Origin of the sequence: Sphingomonas qilianensis, from assembly GCF_039614825.1 — a bacterium.
GTDB classification, from domain to species: Bacteria; Pseudomonadota; Alphaproteobacteria; order Sphingomonadales; family Sphingomonadaceae; genus Sphingomonas; species Sphingomonas qilianensis.
The window spans coordinates 296,090-312,299 of the sequence record NZ_JBDIMF010000001.1 but is presented as its reverse complement, the minus strand read 5'-3'; the positions used below and the strand labels follow the sequence as shown (position 1 = coordinate 312,299).

The 16,210-nt window shown below is 63.9% G+C and carries 20 protein-coding genes; 13 read left to right on the top strand and 7 right to left on the bottom strand.

The genetic code is table 11. The features are described from left to right. Positions 1-27: 27 nt before the first annotated feature. Both pspF and ABC969_RS01420 read left to right on the top strand, forming a co-directional pair. The gene (pspF, locus tag ABC969_RS01425) at positions 28-1,077 is read left to right on the top strand and encodes a phage shock protein operon transcriptional activator (protein ID WP_345862458.1); all 1,050 of its coding nucleotides are present in this window, start codon (positions 28-30) and stop codon (positions 1,075-1,077) included. A gap of 63 nt (positions 1,078-1,140) precedes the next feature. Beyond that, positions 1,141-1,752 carry a superoxide dismutase gene (locus ABC969_RS01420; RefSeq protein WP_345862457.1) on the top strand — a complete coding sequence of 204 codons (612 nt, stop codon included), beginning with the start codon at positions 1,141-1,143 and terminating at the stop codon, positions 1,750-1,752. 207 nt (positions 1,753-1,959) lie between these two features. Here ABC969_RS01420 and ABC969_RS01415 read toward each other — a convergent pair whose 3' ends face one another. Genes ABC969_RS01415 through mtaB form a run of 3 tightly spaced genes read right to left on the bottom strand, consistent with a single transcriptional unit; the run spans position 1,960 to position 4,813 of the window. Beyond that, positions 1,960-2,619, bottom strand: coding sequence for an inner membrane-spanning protein YciB (locus ABC969_RS01415; protein ID WP_345862456.1), 660 nt, complete (start codon positions 2,617-2,619; stop codon positions 1,960-1,962). Continuing rightward, positions 2,616-3,545 (bottom strand): signal recognition particle-docking protein FtsY, encoded by a 930-nt coding sequence (gene ftsY / locus ABC969_RS01410; RefSeq protein WP_345862455.1) that lies wholly within the window; start codon positions 3,543-3,545, stop codon positions 2,616-2,618. The genes ABC969_RS01415 and ftsY overlap by 4 nt, the downstream gene beginning before the upstream one ends. Further along, complete coding sequence (gene mtaB, locus ABC969_RS01405; protein ID WP_345862454.1) at positions 3,542-4,813, bottom strand: tRNA (N(6)-L-threonylcarbamoyladenosine(37)-C(2))-methylthiotransferase MtaB; 1,272 nt, start codon at positions 4,811-4,813, stop codon at positions 3,542-3,544. Before mtaB ends, ftsY begins: the two co-directional genes overlap by 4 nt. Here mtaB and ABC969_RS01400 point away from each other — a divergent pair. The 5 genes from ABC969_RS01400 to rimM all read left to right on the top strand — a co-directional run bounded on the left by ABC969_RS01400 (position 4,812) and on the right by rimM (position 8,529). Then, positions 4,812-5,390: a DUF924 family protein gene (locus ABC969_RS01400; RefSeq protein WP_345862453.1), complete on the top strand. Its 579-nt coding sequence runs from the start codon at positions 4,812-4,814 to the stop codon at positions 5,388-5,390. The genes mtaB and ABC969_RS01400 overlap by 2 nt on opposite strands. Positions 5,391-5,721: 331 nt before the next feature. Continuing rightward, positions 5,722-7,230, top strand: a complete 1,509-nt coding sequence (gene ffh, locus ABC969_RS01395; protein ID WP_345863783.1) for a signal recognition particle protein — start codon at positions 5,722-5,724, stop codon at positions 7,228-7,230. A 113-nt stretch (positions 7,231-7,343) separates the two neighbouring features. Continuing rightward, positions 7,344-7,856: a 30S ribosomal protein S16 gene (gene rpsP, locus ABC969_RS01390; RefSeq protein ID WP_345862452.1), complete on the top strand. Its 513-nt coding sequence runs from the start codon at positions 7,344-7,346 to the stop codon at positions 7,854-7,856. A 57-nt stretch (positions 7,857-7,913) separates the two neighbouring features. Next, positions 7,914-8,054: a hypothetical protein gene (locus ABC969_RS01385; RefSeq protein ID WP_345862451.1), complete on the top strand. Its 141-nt coding sequence runs from the start codon at positions 7,914-7,916 to the stop codon at positions 8,052-8,054. Then, a complete protein-coding gene (rimM, locus tag ABC969_RS01380) occupies positions 8,017-8,529 on the top strand; it encodes a ribosome maturation factor RimM (RefSeq protein ID WP_345862450.1) in 513 nt (170 codons plus the stop codon). Before ABC969_RS01385 ends, rimM begins: the two co-directional genes overlap by 38 nt. A gap of 169 nt (positions 8,530-8,698) precedes the next feature. Here the strand turns inward: rimM and ABC969_RS01375 are convergent, their stop codons facing one another. Continuing rightward, complete coding sequence (locus ABC969_RS01375; RefSeq protein WP_345862449.1) at positions 8,699-8,923, bottom strand: hypothetical protein; 225 nt, start codon at positions 8,921-8,923, stop codon at positions 8,699-8,701. A 423-nt stretch (positions 8,924-9,346) separates the two neighbouring features. Here ABC969_RS01375 and ABC969_RS01370 point away from each other — a divergent pair, with 423 nt between their 5' ends. Then, the gene (locus ABC969_RS01370) at positions 9,347-10,117 is read left to right on the top strand and encodes a toll/interleukin-1 receptor domain-containing protein (RefSeq protein WP_345862447.1); all 771 of its coding nucleotides are present in this window, start codon (positions 9,347-9,349) and stop codon (positions 10,115-10,117) included. Positions 10,118-10,287: 170 nt separating this feature from the next. Here the strand turns inward: ABC969_RS01370 and ABC969_RS01365 are convergent, their stop codons facing one another. Together ABC969_RS01365 and ABC969_RS01360 are read right to left on the bottom strand one after the other, a co-directional pair. After that, positions 10,288-10,986, bottom strand: a complete 699-nt coding sequence (locus ABC969_RS01365; RefSeq protein WP_345862445.1) for an acyl carrier protein — start codon at positions 10,984-10,986, stop codon at positions 10,288-10,290. Positions 10,987-11,234: 248 nt separating this feature from the next. Then, a complete protein-coding gene (locus tag ABC969_RS01360) occupies positions 11,235-12,140 on the bottom strand; it encodes an NAD(P)/FAD-dependent oxidoreductase (RefSeq protein ID WP_345862443.1) in 906 nt (301 codons plus the stop codon). An 82-nt stretch (positions 12,141-12,222) separates the two neighbouring features. Between ABC969_RS01360 and ABC969_RS01355 the strand changes: the two genes are divergently transcribed. From ABC969_RS01355 to ABC969_RS01335, 5 genes are all read left to right on the top strand, one after another. Further along, on the top strand, positions 12,223-12,498 hold the full coding sequence (locus ABC969_RS01355) for an AbrB/MazE/SpoVT family DNA-binding domain-containing protein (RefSeq protein WP_345862441.1): 276 nt from the start codon (positions 12,223-12,225) through the stop codon (positions 12,496-12,498). Continuing rightward, positions 12,495-12,872 carry a type II toxin-antitoxin system VapC family toxin gene (locus ABC969_RS01350; RefSeq protein ID WP_345862439.1) on the top strand — a complete coding sequence of 126 codons (378 nt, stop codon included), beginning with the start codon at positions 12,495-12,497 and terminating at the stop codon, positions 12,870-12,872. The genes ABC969_RS01355 and ABC969_RS01350 overlap by 4 nt, the downstream gene beginning before the upstream one ends. After that, a complete protein-coding gene (gene trmD, locus ABC969_RS01345; RefSeq protein WP_345862438.1) occupies positions 12,869-13,597 on the top strand; it encodes a tRNA (guanosine(37)-N1)-methyltransferase TrmD in 729 nt (242 codons plus the stop codon). The genes ABC969_RS01350 and trmD overlap by 4 nt, the downstream gene beginning before the upstream one ends. A 1-nt stretch (position 13,598) precedes the next feature. After that, on the top strand, positions 13,599-13,988 hold the full coding sequence (rplS, locus tag ABC969_RS01340) for a 50S ribosomal protein L19 (RefSeq protein ID WP_345862437.1): 390 nt from the start codon (positions 13,599-13,601) through the stop codon (positions 13,986-13,988). A 159-nt stretch (positions 13,989-14,147) separates the two neighbouring features. Beyond that, positions 14,148-14,888 (top strand): energy transducer TonB, encoded by a 741-nt coding sequence (locus ABC969_RS01335; protein ID WP_345862436.1) that lies wholly within the window; start codon positions 14,148-14,150, stop codon positions 14,886-14,888. Between the two features lie 51 nt (positions 14,889-14,939). On the opposite strand, the gene ABC969_RS01330 is transcribed toward ABC969_RS01335, so the two are convergent. Next, the gene (locus ABC969_RS01330; protein ID WP_345862435.1) at positions 14,940-16,001 is read right to left on the bottom strand and encodes a serine hydrolase; all 1,062 of its coding nucleotides are present in this window, start codon (positions 15,999-16,001) and stop codon (positions 14,940-14,942) included. Between the last annotated feature and the right edge of the window lie 209 nt (positions 16,002-16,210).

Below are 16,210 nucleotides of genomic sequence, written 5' to 3'. Positions count from 1 at the left end.
CTTGGGATAATACGCCAAGCTTTGGGAATGGAGCGCACCACGCAGGTCATCGGTCAGTCGAACGCCTTTCTCGACGTGCTCGAGCGGGCCAGTCGCGCCGCCGCGCTTGACCGCCCCGTGCTAGTCATCGGCGAGCGCGGCACGGGCAAGGAACTGGTCGCCGAGCGCCTGCACCGGCTGAGCCCGCGCTGGGATCAGCCGCTTGTCATCATGAACTGCGCCGCGCTGCCCGAAACGCTGATCGAGGCGGAATTGTTCGGGCATGAGGCGGGCGCGTTTACCGGGGCGACCAAGGCGCGCGTCGGTCGGTTCGAGGAAGCGCATGGCGGCACGCTGTTTCTCGATGAACTCGGCACGCTCTCGATGGGCGCGCAAGAGCGGCTGCTGCGCGCGGTGGAATATGGCGAGATCACGCGGATCGGATCGTCACGCCCGATCCGGGTCGATGTGCGCATCGTTGCCGCCACCAACGAACATCTGCCGGCCAAGGTGGAGCGGCATCAATTTCGCGCCGATCTGCTCGATCGGCTGAGCTTCGAGGTGGTGACGCTGCCCCCCTTACGCGCGCGGCCGGGCGACGTGATGGTGCTGGCGGATCATTTCGGGCGCCGCATGGCCGCCGAGCTGGGGCGAGACGATTGGGACGGTTTCGGGCCGGGCGCGATCGAGGCGTTGGTCGCCTATCAATGGCCGGGCAATGTGCGTGAGCTGCGCAACGTGGTCGAGCGCGCGGTATATCGGTGGGAGCGTGTCGGGCCGATCGAACAGATCGAGTTCGATCCGTTTTATTCGCCCTATCAGCCGGCCAGCCCGGGCAGCCCGACCGGCGATGCCGCGGCGGTGCCGTCCGCACAGCCAGCTGTGGCAGCGCCCACGTCGGTTGTCGCGCCGCCAACGGGCGATTTCAAGACCCGCATTGCCCGATTCGAATGCGATCTGCTGGAAAAGGCGCTGGCCGAAAACCGCTTCAACCAGCGCTCGACCGCGGAAGCTTTGGGCCTCAGCTACGATCAATTGCGTCATGCCCTGAAGCGTCACGGGCTAATTTCCGCCGGCGCACCCGAATCGGTTGCGTAACGATTGCGCCGGACCCATTTCCGCGGGCAGGCGTTGCCCAACCGACCATAATGGAGGATTCCCATGGCTTTCGAACTTCCCCCGCTGCCTTATGCGTATGATGCGCTGGAACCAACGATCTCCAAGGAGACGATGACCTACCATCACGATAAGCATCATGCTGCGTATACCGCCAAGCTCAACGAAGGCGTCGCCGCCGATCCCAAGCTGGAAGGCAAGACGATCGAGGAAATCTTTGCGATGATCTCGACGCTGCCGCCGCTGGTGCGCAACAATGGCGGCGGGTTCTGGAACCACGACTTTTTCTGGAAGATAATGGGGCCAGAGGGCTCGACCCAGCCGTCGGGCAAGCTCGCGCAAGCGATCGAAACGTATGGCGGGCTCGACAAGCTCAAGGAAGATTTCAACACCAAAGGCGCGGGTCAGTTTGGCTCGGGTTGGGCCTGGGTGATTGCGGACGAGAGCGGCGCACTCAAGGTCGTCTCGACGCCCAATCAGGATAACCCGCTGATGGATGATGCCAAGGACAAGGGCACGCCGATCCTCGGTAACGACGTGTGGGAGCACGCTTATTACCTGACCTATAAGAATGACCGCCCGGGCTATCTCAAGGCATGGTGGAACGTGGTCAACTGGGACGTCGCCGGCCAGCTGTACGATAAGGCCGTCGGGTAACGATCCCCGTCATCCTGGCGGAAGCTGGGATTTCCGTGGGGCGGGCGCGGCGCCCGCCCCACACCTGATCTGCAATTGCGAGAAAATCTTGGGTCCCGCGGGGGGCGATTGAGCCCATGGCAGAGGCTCAACGTAACTGCTGGGGACAGGATGAGCAGCCCGTTTAACGCCGAAGCGAGCAGCGCGTTGGCCGACCAAACGCGATCATCAGCCCTCGGGTGGCACCGGCGGCTCTTCCCCCACCTTCAGCCCGTGCTTCAAGAGCATCGGCACATTGGCGAAGGCAAAGATCAGCGTCAGCGGCACCGCGCCCCACAGCTTGAACCCGGCCCATATTTTGGTGTCTGAGTCAGGCAGCGGCGCATAAGTCCGCCAGACATATTCGTTGAGCAGCGCCATCAGTACGAAGAAGATCGCCCAGTTGCGTGTCAGCTTGCGCCAGCCCGCTGCGTTGACGCCGGGATAGGCGGTATCGAGCAGCATCTGCAGCAGCGGTTTGCGCGTCGCCAGACCGTACGCCAGGATCGCAGCGAACATCGTGTAAACGAAGGTCGGCTTCATCTTGATGAAGGTGCCGTCGTGAAAATACAGCGTCAGCCCGCCGAACACGAGCACCAGCGTCCCCGAAATCCACAGCATCGGCGAGATATGCCCGGCTTTCAGCTTGGACACGATCATCGCGGTCGCGCTGGCGATCATGAACGCGACGGTGGCGGCGAGCAATTTGGTCAGCGCGATACCCGGCGCGAACATGTTGACCAAGAAAAAGACGGCCAGCGGGCCGATATCGATGGCAAGCCGCAAGCCGGTCGAAATCGGCGGGCGGGCGGGGGCGGTCGGGGCAGGGGCTGGGGGGGCCGGGGTCATTTAAGCGCCTCTTCCACGCCGGCGATGATGCGCGCAACCTCGTTGGGATCGAACGGCCGGAGATCGCCCATCTGCTCGCCGACGCCGATGGCGTGGATCGGCAGGCCATATTTCTCTGCCGCCGCAACCAGCACGCCGCCACGCGCCGTGCCGTCCAGCTTGGTCATCACGAGGCCCGTAACGCCGGCATCCTTGCTGAACACCTCGATCTGGCTCAGCGCGTTCTGCCCGGTGGTGGCATCGAGCACCAGCACTACGTCGTGCGGCGCCGCGGGGTTGAGCCGGCCAAGCACGCGGCGAATCTTGCTGAGTTCGTCCATCAACTCGCGCTTGTTCTGCAAGCGGCCGGCGGTGTCGACGATGAGCACGTCGGTGCCGATCGCGGTCGCCTGCTTGACCGCTTCGTAGACGATCCCCGCCGCGTCGCCGCCTTCCTTGCCCGAGATGATCGGCACGCCGACACGCTCGGCCCAGGTGGCGAGCTGGCCGATCGCGGCGGCGCGGAACGTGTCGCCGGCCGCCAGCATCACGGCATAATCCTGCTCCATCAGCAGATGCGCCAGCTTGGCGATGGTGGTCGTCTTGCCCGATCCGTTGACGCCGATCACCAGGATCACCTGCGGGCGCGGAAAAGCCTCGATCTCGAGCGGCTTGGCCACCGTGGCCAGCACCTTTTCGATTTCCTCGGCCACGATCAGGCGGATGCCGAGCTCCTCCATGTTGCGCTCGAAACTGCCTTCCGCGAGGCGTGCGCGGATGCGCGCGGCGGTGTGCGGGCCAAGATCGGAGGCGATCAGCGCTTCCTCGATGTCGTCAAGCGTGGCCTCATCGAGTCGCCCCGTGCCGAGCCCGGCGAGATTGCCGATCAGCCGATCGGAGGTGCGCTTGAAGCCGCCGAGCAGCTTGTCGTGCCAGGCGGTGCTCATGCCGCGGCTGCCAAGGCGAGGGGGGTGGCGTGGAGAACGGAATCGGTCATGCCGGTGATGCTTACTTCCTGGATGCTGCCGACGGGTAACGCATCGCAGCGTATTTCGGCGAAATTGGCGGAGTGGCCACGCGTGCCGGGGTGTTCGACGAGGATCGACTGCGTGGTGCCGATCATGCCGCCGAGCCACGCCGCGCGGCGCTGTGCGGCTGCTGCGCGCAGTTGCGCCGCACGCGCCTTGCGCAACGCGGGCGAAACTTGCGGCATGCGCGCGGCGGGGGTGTCGTCACGGGGCGAGTACGGGAAGATGTGCGCATGGACGATGTCGCAATCGTCGATCAGCGCCAGCGTGTTGGCGGCCATGGCGTCGTCCTCGGTGGGGAAGCCAGCGATAAGGTCGGCGCCGATGGCGATGCCGGGGCGCGCCGCTTTCAGCCGCGCGGCCAGGGCGACGGATTGCGCGCGCGTATGCCGGCGTTTCATGCGTTTGAGGATCATGTCGTCGCCCGCCTGCAGCGACAGATGCACATGCGGCATGATGCGTAATTCCTGCGTCAGCAGCGTGAACAAGCGGTCGTCGATCTCAATGCCGTCGAGCGAAGAGAGCCGCAGCCGCTCGAGCTGCGGCACGTGCCGTAAGATGCGCTCGACCAGGATGCCGAGCGTCGGCGCGCCGGGAAGATCGGGGCCATAGCTGGTCAGATCGACGCCGGTCAGCACGATCTCGCGGTGCCCGGCATCGACCGAGGCAGCCACGTGCTCGATCACCGCCTCGGCCGGCACCGAGCGGCTGTTGCCGCGGCCATAGGGGATAACGCAGAACGTGCAGCGGTGATCGCAGCCATTCTGCACCTCGATAAAGGCGCGGACATGCGCGGCAAAGACGGTAACGGGCTGCGCCGCGGTATCGCGCGTGGCCATGATATCGCCGACCAGCAGCGGCGCATGCGTCTGCCAGGCGGGGGCGGTGAGCTTCTCGGCATTGCCGATCACGCGATCCACCTCGGGCATGGCGGCGAAGGCGGCGGGATCGATCTGCGCCGCGCACCCCGTAACGACGATTTCCGCGCTGGGCCGCTCGCGCCGCGCCTTGCGGATGCGATCGCGCGTTTCGCGCACCGCATTGTTGGTCACCGCGCAGCTGTTGACCACCACCAGGTCACGCCCGGCGACGAGCGCGCGGATCGTTTCGCTTTCCGCGATGTTCAGGCGACAGCCGAGGCTGATAATATCTGGATCGGCGCGGATGACAGCCGGAGGGATGGACATGAGCGGTGATCTAGAAGCGAAGCCACACGAAGTCCACGACGACGCCCAGGAAGTGCTGACCTTCTGGTTCGAGGAAGTGCCGCCGGAGAAATGGTTCGCGCGGGATCACGCGCTCGATGCGGCGATCGCCGATCGCTTTGCTCGGATTCGCGATGACGTGGTCGCCAGCCAGGCTGCGGGCTGGCGCGGCGATGTCGAGACAATGTTGGCGGCGATCGTCGCCGCGGATCAATTCTCGCGTAATCTGTTTCGCGGCAACGCCGAAGCCTTTGCCGGCGATGCACTTGCGTTGGAATTGGCCCGGGAAGTGATCGGCAAAGGCTGGGATCGGGATTTGCCGTCGGCACAGCGGACGTTTCTGTATATGCCGCTGATGCATGCCGAGGACGCGGAGGTGCAGGCGGAAAGCGTCGCCGCGTTTACCGCGCTGGGCGATCCGACCAATCTCGCCTTTGCGCGGGATCACGCCGCGGTGATCGCGCGTTTCGGCCGCTTCCCGGGGCGCAACGTGGCGCTGGGACGAATCACGACGGCTGACGAAGCGGAGTTTCTCGCTCAAGGGGGGAGCGATTGGTAATCCGTGCTGCGGTGCTCGCTCGGGCTGCGATGGCTGCGGCAAGTTTATCCAGTAGTTTTCGAGCGGGGCAGCGGGCAGCGGGCAACGTCGCGCGGGGGCGTAAGCGCGCGGGACAGCACGCTGCTGCCCGTACCAACGAAGACTAAGATCGCGGCAACGGTGACGATGTCAGGTTGCAAAGTCATCAATCATTAGCTACCGATCTGAGCGATCGCTCGTCCCCGACGAAGCGCAAAGGCAGCCCAAGGGCTACGCCGGCCGACGAGGTTTCGTCCGCCGGCGTGTTTTGCGTTTAGGCAAAGGCGCGGTGGTCGCAAAGAAAGGTTTTGAATTGTTCGATAGCCTGAGTGATCGCCTTGGCGGTGTGTTCGATCGGTTGCGGGGGCGTGGGGCACTCGTAGAAGCGGACGTACGTGCGGCGATGCGCGAGGTGCGGGTCGCCTTGCTCGAAGCCGACGTCGCGCTGCCGGTGGCGCGCGATTTCGTCGACAAGGTGACCGAACAGGCGATTGGGCAGAACGTGTTGCGTTCGGTTACGCCGGGGCAGCAGGTCGTCAAGATCGTCAATGATGCGCTGGTCGAGATGCTTGGCGCCGAGGCGTCCGAGCTGGAACTGGGCGTCACGCCGCCGGCAGTGATCATGATGGTCGGCCTGCAGGGCTCGGGCAAGACCACGACTACCGCCAAGATCGCATTGCGGCTGAGCGGTGGCCGCGGCGGGCGCGAGCGCAAGAAAGTGCTGATGGCGTCGCTCGACGTCAATCGCCCCAATGCGCAGGAACAGCTCGCGGTGCTGGGCACGCAGGCGGACGTGCAGACACTGCCGATCGTCGCCGGGCAACAGCCGGTGGATATCGCGCGGCGCGCGTTGCAGGCCGCCAAGCTGCAGGGCTATGATGTCCTGATGCTCGATACGGCAGGCCGCCTGCACGTCGATCAGGCGCTGATGGACGAGATGCGCGCCGTCGCCGAGGTCGCGCAGCCGGCCGAAATCCTGCTCGTGGTCGATGCGCTGACCGGGCAGGACGCGGTCAACGTCGCGCAGAATTTCTCCGACCAGGTGCCGCTGACCGGCGTCGTGCTGACGCGCATGGATGGCGATGCGCGCGGTGGTGCGGCGCTGTCGATGCGCGCGGTGACGGGCAAGCCGATCAAGTTTGCCGGTGTCGGCGAGAAGCTCGAGGCGCTCGAGGCGTTTCATCCCGGGCGGGTCGCCGGGCGCATCCTCGGCATGGGCGACGTGGTCGGGCTGGTCGAGCGCGCGGCGGAAGCCGTTGAGCAAGGCGAAGCCGAGGCGATGGCCGCCAAGATGGCCAAGGGTCAGTTCGACATGAACGATCTGCGCGCGCAACTGGGCCAGATGCGCCGCATGGGTGGGCTTGGCGCGCTGGCCGGCATGATCCCGGGCATGAAAAAGGCCCAACAGGCCATGGCCGCGGGCAATGTCGACGAGAAGATCCTGCTGCGTATGGACGCGATGATCACCTCGATGACCAAGAAGGAACGCACCAAGCCCGAGCTGATCAACGCCAAGCGCAAGATCCGCATCGCCAAGGGCAGCGGCACGACCGTGCAGGACGTCAACAAATTGCTCAAGATGCACATGGAAATGGCATCGGCGATGAAGAAGATTCGCAAGATGGGCGGATTGAAAGGCCTGGGAGCGATGTTCGGCAAGGGCGGCCTCGGCGGCGCACTGGGCGGCGGGGGCGGCGGTGCGGGCAGCCTCGCTGGCCTTGGCGACATGCTGGGCGGCGCCGGTGGGGGCGGTCTTCCCGGCCTCGGTGGCGGTCAGGCCAAGCTTCCCCCCGGCTTCGAGAATCTTCTCAAGAAGAAATAACCCCGCGCCGTCATCCCAGCGAAAGCTGGGATCTCAAGCGGCAAGGGCGGACCCTAACAACCAAAAGACCCCAGCGTTCGCTGGGGTGACGAATAGAGAAGAAGGAAATACCAATGGCAGTCAGCATTCGCCTTACCCGTGGCGGTTCGAAGAAGCGTCCTTATTACAAGATCGTCGTGGCCGATGCCCGCGCCCCGCGCGACGGCAAGTTCATCGAGAAGATCGGCACGTATAACCCGCTGCTCGCCAAGGATGACGAGAAGCGTGTCGTGCTCGACAGCGATCGCGCCAAGCATTGGCTGAGCGTCGGCGCGCAGCCGACTGATCGTGTCGCGCGCTTCCTCGACGTGGCTGGCGTGCGCGAGCGCGAAGCCCGCAACAACCCGAACAAGGGCAAGCCCGGCGAGAAGGCCGTCGAGCGCGCCGACGAGCGGGCGACTAAGGCCGAGGCGGCTGCCGCTGCCGCTGCCGAGGCTGCTGCTCAACCGGCACCGGAGCCAGAAGCGCAGGCCGAGACCGAGGCCGTGATGGCATCGGAAGTCGAAGCAGCGACCGAGACGCCTTCGCCCGAAGGCGAAGCCGTTGCTGCCGCTGCTGAAGCCGAGCCGACGACGACCCAGGCCTAAACGGCACGAACATGGGCATCACGCGTTCCAGGACCTTCAACAGTGCAGGAGTGCGTGATGCCCATCGTCGATCCAGAAACCACCGATACCGATGCCAAAGATGATGGCGACGCGACCAATCAAGGTGTCTCCGCCACCGATCCCGCTGAAGGATCCGACAATGTCCCCGCCGAAGACGACGGCTCGCCAGCCGGTTGAACGCGCTGAAGCGCCGGTCACGCTGGCCGTGGTGATCGGCGCGCATGGCGTGACGGGCGAGGTCCGGCTGAAAGTGTTCAGCGAGGATCTCGGTGCCTACACGATTTTCAACAACGGCACGCTGACGCTCAAATCGACGCGGCACGGCAGCAACGGCACGATCGCGCGCATCGCCGAAGTGACCGACCGCAATGCGGCCGAGGCGATGCGCGGCACCGAACTGACCGTCCCCCGCTCGGCGCTACCGCCGCTGGGGGAGGGGGAATATTATCACACCGACCTGCTCGGCCTGCCCGTGATCTCGACCGAGGGCGAGCCGCTTGGCGTGGTCGTCGCGATCGACGATTTCGGCGCTGGCGACGTGATCGAGGTCGAGCGGCCCGACAGCAAGCGCTTCATGGTGCCGATGACGGCCGACGCCGTGCCGGACTGGAATGGCGAACGGATGCTGGTCGATCCGGCGTGGATCGTGTGACATCGCCAGCCTGACGGTCTGCTTTTTCGGCTGGCCGGAAGTTCGCTAACGTCGGATATTGGCGTGAGCGGCCAGATTGATTTTCGCCCCGTTAGCTGCCGGTCGGCTTTCGGGCATTTTGATCGCCCCAGCACGTTCTGAACGGCGAAAGGTGGAGGAAAACGGTCGTCTATTGTTCGGCGAACGCTTGCTGCAAACCGGCCCGATAGCGCTCAACCTCTGCCTCGGCAGCAAGGCGCTTTTTCTTTGCATCTTGCCATGCCCACGCAAGACCAAGCGGCATGATCAACATCGGCAGAAAGGCCGGTAGCGCCTGCGGTAGGTCCAGGGGAAAAGCAACGTAGAACCACAGGGCTATAAATGCGCCGAACAAAATGATGCTGAAAGCCGCCATTACCCGTTCAACGAATCGATTAGGAGAAGTTGGTGGTACAAAGGGCCGGAAAGCTGGCGGCGAAATGCTCATTGAAAGATTGTGCCTAAATCTTCTGCCCGCGCAATGTCTGCTAGTGGGCGATTTTGTTGAAAAAGGCCGCTGTTTCGAGCGCCGCGAAATTCACGAACTTTGATTACTTTTGCGGCGAACGATTGATTCAATTCTCACGTCGATGGTATTCGACTGCTGCGCTGATCTGTCCGAAAATCTCGCAGCCCGAGTTTTTCAACAGAATCGGGCGTTATCTGCCCTCCAGGCTGGTGGGAATATCAATATCGAACTTGCTGCAATGCGGTCCGCCGCAATAGCAGGCTGGTGGCGCTCTGCCGTAGCCTCGGCTCTTGCGGCAGGCTTAAAATGAAAAACGCTAAGCGGGGGTACATGATGGCCAAACCTACTATTTTTCTTAGTCATATCAACGAAGAAGCCGATCTTGCGGGCGCTTTTCGCGCGGCAATCGAGGAATCTTTCTTGGGGTTGGTAGACGTTTTTCAGTCATCTTATCCTAAAAGTATGCCTATAGGTACAAATTGGCTTGATAATATCACAAAAGCTTTGCGTGATTGCCAAGCTATCTTGCTTTTTTGCAGTCCAAACAGTGTAAATCGGCCGTGGATCAACTTCGAGTGCGGTGCTGGTTGGGGGCGCGCTATAGAGGTGGTACCAGTTTGTCATTCCGGCCTTCGGCCAGTTGATCTACCGATACCGATCAGCTTGCTTCAAGGCGTCGAGGCGACTGACGGGCCGGGCCTCCAGCAGGTCTTTGAGATGGTCGCTAAAAAGTTAGGATCGAGGGCGCCTACGATTGACCAAAGGGCTCTCACCGATCGGGCTGCAGCATTTTCGGAGCGCTACGTCACCGACCTTTCGGTCGGAAATTATGTCGTTCTTATCAAGCGCGGTCTCGACGAACATCTTTTCTCTATCCTAAAAAAGGTGCCCGCAGATACTGTCGTTCCAATAGACGCATTCCCTCAAACTTATTTTGAACGGGTAAAGCCTGCCCTAGATGCATTACAAGAGAATAAAAATTTGCAATACTCGTGGGCAGTCGGAGGGATTATCGTGGACGGGTCGCCTTATAGCGGAACGCGAGGCTTGCTCACACTAAAATTGTCGCGGTCTCTCCACGAGGGGATTCAGAAAGCTTAGCAGTGTCCGTTACAACTATATTTCAGGCTTCTGCGCGCCGCGGAACCCCCTCCGCCGCGCTTTAACAGTTCTCTCTCATAATCGACGTGCGCCGCGCCAGAAGCTACGTCGTACCTTTCGTTTTCTGCGGCATTGCATACGCCATGTCTGAAGTTGGTGATAGCTGCCGTTCAAGCAGCGGCCGCCAGCTCCATGCTTTTCCGGTGAAGGAAAGTCTCTGGGGCAATCTCATCCGGCATCAACGAACCATGCTCCGATGCGAGAGAGACGAGGATTGCCCAGCGATCGGATGGTCGTCCACCGTCAGCCTGAAGCTGGCGTGCGTTCAGCGGAGCGGTGCGTCGAACAAGATCGCCAACTGTCTCAACACCGGCTGGCAATCTGCCGCGATCCGCCCACATCGGGAGAATGCCAAACATCGCAATTCCGAATGCGACGCAGCTAAATAACCACTGACCAATAAGTAGTGTCACGACCGCCGCAAGCAGACCACCAGTTAGAAGGAATCCGCCGACCATCCCGACCGGCGTCAGCCGAGCCGATGGAAGGCGGAGGCCGGTGTCGCGCCCGATTCTCTTAAACAGATCGAGCGGCCTGCCATAAACTGTCAAAGTCGTTCCGGGGCTGACCCCTTGCGATCTATCAGGGTCGAGCGACCGCCTGATCCGATAGAAGGTCATGGAAGAGCCGCATTTGCCGCCTTGCGTATCCCAACCGGGCGTATGGGCGCAGAGGACGGCGTATAGATCGCCAATGGTGGCGCACCGTTCGGCTTCATCTTTGGTAATCGTGAAGCTGAATAATGTCTCAACCTCTTCAATCAGGTCGATTGCTCCCCATTCAGGATCGAGGTCGAGGGTAGTCAGCATCCTGCAATCATGCCTCCAGCCTTAGCCTAGCGCAATGTCCGCGATTGGGCGCTTCCAGCCTGTCCGCTCATCGCGGGGAAGACACTGGTCCGGAGACGCGCGCCATCAATGTATCGTCACCCCGGACCTGGTCCGGGGTGCACCAGGCGGCTGGCGACAGCATAGCGGCGTGACCACAGCATGCGCGGCCCGGTGGACCCAGGACCAAGTCCGGAGTGAGAATAGTAAGAATTGCTGTCGCTGGTGAATTACCGCCGGATCGGGCGTTGCTCCGCGAGCAAATTGCGGATCGTCGTCGCGGCGACGCCGGCTTCGCCCATCGCATGGCTGATCTGGTCGAGGCCTTTGACCACGTCGCCCGCCGCGAACAGGCCGGGGATGGTGGTGCGCTGATGCGCGTCGACTTCAAGACAGCCATCATCCGAGGCGCTAGCGCCTGCCGCAACCGCCAGCTTCGAGCGGATCACCGAGCCCAGCGCCGGATAGACGCTGTCGAACTCCAGCGTACCCGAGGGCGTCGATACGGCCAGCTTGTCGCCGGCGATGTGGATCGGCGCGCTTGGGCCATCGACATGCGTGATCCCGGCCTCGGCCAGCTTGGCGCGGCAGGCGTCGTCCAGATCGTGCGCCGCGCCAGGGGCGATCAGCGTTACGTCGGCGGTGAAGCCGCGCAGGAAGATCGCTTCGCGCATGCCGTGATCGCCGGTGCCGATCACCCCGACGCGCTTGTCGGTGACTTCATAGCCGTCGCAGATCGGGCAGTAGCGCAGCAGGCCGCGCTGCAGCGCGGTGTCATGCTCGGCGGGGTCCATCTCGGGGCGGTTGTTGACCACGCCGGTGGCGAGCAGCACGGTGCGCGCTTTGGCGATGCGCGTCCCGACATGAACCTCGAACCCGCCCTCGACCGGCACGATCGCGGTGACTTCGGCATGCTCGCGCGTCGCGCCGTATTTCTCGGCCTGCTCCAACATCAAGCGGAGCAGTTCGGTGCCTTCGACACCCTCAGGGTAGCCGGCATGATTGTGCGTGCACGGGATCAGCGCCGCGCGACTGCTGCCGCAATCGAACAGCCGGATCGAAAGGTGAAAGCGCGCGAGATAGATGGCGGCGGTGAGCCCGGCAGGGCCGGCGCCGATAATGATGCAATCGTCCATGGTCGCGCTACGCGTGGCGCGCGGGGTTGTTCCTTGACGGGAGGAGAAGGCGTATATACATCATGTGTATACGGAGGCTGAGATGGACGACGACGCTTATCACGGGACGACGTTCAAGTCGGGCAACTCGGTTGCCTTGCGGCTGCCCAAGGGCATGGGCATTCCCGAAGGCACCGAGGTGCGCATGATCAAGGAAGCGCCCATGTCGTTCAGGGTCGAGGCGATCGCGGCGCCGCGGCGCACGATCGACATTAGCGGCTTTGCGGGGAAAGCACCCGGGGCCAAGCTGGTGCCGCATGGCGATTTCGACGAGCGGCCTAGCACGATTGCCAAGCGGCAGGCAGCTAGCGACGCGTGACGAAATTTCTCATCGATGCTGACATGGCGATCTATGCGATGGCGGCATTGCGCTCGCCGCTGAACGACAGGCTGGCGGCGTGCCACCCGGGCGACGTGGCGATCTCCGCGGTCAGTTTTGCGGAGATCGCGGTCGGCACGTTCGTGGGTAAACCCCCGACGCCCGACGTGCTCGATGCCTTCGTTCGCGTGATCCCGATCCTGCCATTCGACGAGCGCGCGGCGCGCGACTATGCGCGGCTGCCGTTCAAGCGCGCGCGGTTCGATCGGCTGCTCGCGGCGCATGCGCTCAGTCTCGGTGCTGCCGTCATAACAAACAATGAGGCTGACTTTGCCGACGTCCCCGGCCTGCGCCTGGAGAACTGGACGTTATGACCTTCGCCGCTACCGTCCTGACGCTCTATCCCGAGATGTTCCCCGGGCCGCTCGGCATCTCGCTGGCCGGGCGGGCGCTGGGCGAGGGGACGTGGAGCCTCGACGCCCGCAACATCCGCGAGTTCGCCACCGACAAGCACAGCACGGTGGATAGCACACCGGCCGGGGGCGGGGCCGGGATGGTGTTGCGCGCCGACGTGCTGGCGGCGGCGATCGACAGCGTGCCGGTCGGGCGCCCGATCCTGGCGATGACGCCCAGGGGGGCACCGCTGACGCAGGCCCGCGTGCGGGCGTTGGCGGACGGGCCGGGGGTGACGATCCTGTGTGGTCGCTTCGAGGGGTTCGACGAGCGCATCTTCGACGGGCGTGCCGTCGAGGAAGTGTCGATCGGCGATTACATCCTGTCGGGGGGCGAGATGGGCGCGCTGGTGCTGCTCGATGCTTGCATTCGGCTGCTGCCCGGCGTAATGGGCGCGGCTTATAGCGGCGTGGACGAGAGCTTCGAAGGAGGCTTGCTCGAATATCCGCAGTACACCCGACCAGTAGAATGGGAAGGGCGCACGATCCCTGAAGTGTTGCGATCGGGGGATCATGCGAGGATCGCGGCCTGGCGCAAGCAGATGGCCGAGACCGACACACGGCTAAGGCGGCCGGATCTTTGGGAGCGCCATATCGGTGCTCGGGTCCAGTCGCCCTCTGGCGCGCGACAAAAGAAGGACGAATGAGATGAATCTCATCCAGACGATCGAAGCCGAGAACATTGCCAAGTTTCTCGAGAACAAGAAAATTCCCGAATTCCGCCCGGGCGATACGCTGAAGGTCGGCGTGAAGGTGGTCGAAGGCGAGCGCACCCGCGTGCAGAACTATGAGGGCGTGTGCATCGCGCGCTCGAACAAGGGCATGGGCAGCAACTTCACCGTGCGCAAGATTTCGTTCGGTGAAGGCGTGGAGCGTGTGTTCCCGCTGTATTCGCCGAACATCGACAGCATCGACGTGGTCCGCAAGGGCGCCGTGCGTCGTGCCAAACTGTATTATCTGCGTGGCCGCACCGGCAAGTCGGCGCGTATCGCCGAGCGCCGCGACATGCGTCCGGCCAAGGGCACCGTCGCCGAGTAATCGGACGGGCTGTACGGCTGGAAAGAGGGCGTGGAGGCGATGGTCTCCGCGCCCTTCTTTGTTGGGAGTGGCGCCGCCTGTTCACGCCTACGGATAGGCTTGCGTTCATCCTCTGCAGCCTAAACGCGCGTCACCGCGTTGAGCGGCCGGAAGGTACACATGGCGTTCGTTCAATCATCGCGGGCAGATCGCATTCGGGGCGCGATCATTGCGATCGTGCTGCAAGGGGTGATTGGTTATGCGCTGATCGCCGGGCTGGCGGTCGGCTTCCCGCAGGCGGTGACCGAAACGCTGCAGACCTTCACCGTGCTGCCGCCGCCAGCACCGCCGCCGCCCGAAAGGATCGTGCCGCACCGTGTGGTAAGCAAGAAAGCCGAAGGCGCCGCCTCACCGCCCAATCTGCGCTCCAGGGCCACCGAGCTGGTGGCGCCACCGCCGATCGTGCCGCCGCCGGTGCCGCCTTTGATCGTGGCGGCGGAGCAGCCGGGCGTGGGCCATCAGGCGACCTCCGGCAATGCCGACATGCCCGGCCCGGGTACGGGCAGCGGCGGGGTCGGCAATGGCACCGGGAGTGGGCGCGCCGGCGATGGTGACGGCGATGGCGGGCGCGAAACTCCGCCGCGCCAGATCAACGGGCGGCTGAAGGATTCGGATTGGCCGCACAATCTTGCCGATGAAGGGATCGGCGGGCGCGTATCGGTGCGGTACGTGGTGACCGTAGATGGCCGCGCGACCGATTGCGAGATTGCGCGCTCCAGCGGCAGTCGGCAGCTGGATCTGCTGACCTGTCGGCTCATCGAGGAGCGCTTCCGCTTCAAGCCGTCGCTCGACGCCGCGGGCCGAGCGGTGGAGTCGATGATCATCCAGAACCACGATTGGGTGAACGGCATCAACCAATGATGTCGCCCGCGCATGGCCCATAATGGGGCCATGCGCGGGGCGAGGCGGGGGTTAGTCGACCGCCTGGATGAGCGCGCGGGTCACGTCGCCCATCAACTGCATCCGCGCGGGGATCGGGCGGCGCGTGCTGGAGATCATCACCGCGACAGCGTAATTGTGGCCGCTGGGCGAGCGCAGCAGCCCGACATCGTTATAGCCGGTCGCCAGACTGCCAAGTTCCTGACCGGTGCCGGTCTTGTGCGCGAAGGTCCAGCCCGGGCGAAGACCCGATTTGAGGCGCAACGGCCCGGTCTTGCTGGCGCGCATCAGCGTCAACAGGTGCACGGTCGAGGCATTGCTGAGCAGCGCGCCCTTTTGCAGCAGGGCCAGGCCGAGCGTGATGCCGTTGGCCGAGGCGCCATCATAAGGCGCGGCGAGATAGCGCTGCAGCGCCTTGTCCCGCGCCTCGAAGCTCATGTTGGCGCGCGCCTGCAGGAAGCCGGCGCCGCCGGCCCATTCGGGGCGCCACTCGAGCCCCGCGGTTTTGGCCTGGAGCACGCGCTCGCCCGGGCCGAAGCCAACACCAGCCACGCCCTTTTGCGCCAGCACGCGGCGGATGGTGGCCGGGCCACCGACCTTCCACAACAACACGTCGTTGCAGGTATTGTCGCTGCGCGTCATCGCGCCTTCGAGCAGGGCGGCGACCGTGGTGCGGTATCCCTCGGCGCCGACCAGGGGGCGGATCGGCTGATGGAATACGGTCAGATCGGATCGACGCACGGTGACCGAATCGGATAATGACAGCGTTCCGCGATCGATCGCGTCCATCACTGCGATCGCCACCCACAGCTTGCTCACGCTTTGCTGCGGCATCGGCAAATCGGCGTTGTAGCCAACCGCCCAGCCATCATCCACGTCGCGGATGGAGATTCCCACCTGTCCGGCGAAACTGACGCCCAGCGCCTGGACGGCGTTGAGCAAATCCGCCGGCGGCTGATCGCGCCGGGCCAGCGGGCGAACGGGTGGCTGGGCGCTGACGGACAAGGGCGGGGCAGCGGGCAGCGGCCGGGGCGGCGGCGCGCTGGGCCGTGGCGGCGCATTGCTCGGCACGCAGGCCGCGAGCAGAAGACTCATGCCGAGGCCAGCAAGCGCCGCCCGGTTCACTGCAAATTTACGCAAACATCGACCCCATTCATCCCATGCCGTTCTAGCCAATAGCGCCTCGAGCTGACCAGCGTGCCACGCTCGCTTTACCGCGTATTCAAGCGCATTGGGCGAAATTGCCGTCTGCGGTCACTTCTTTGGTGCTCAGCCGAATGTGCTCTCGCCCCCCATACGCCGTC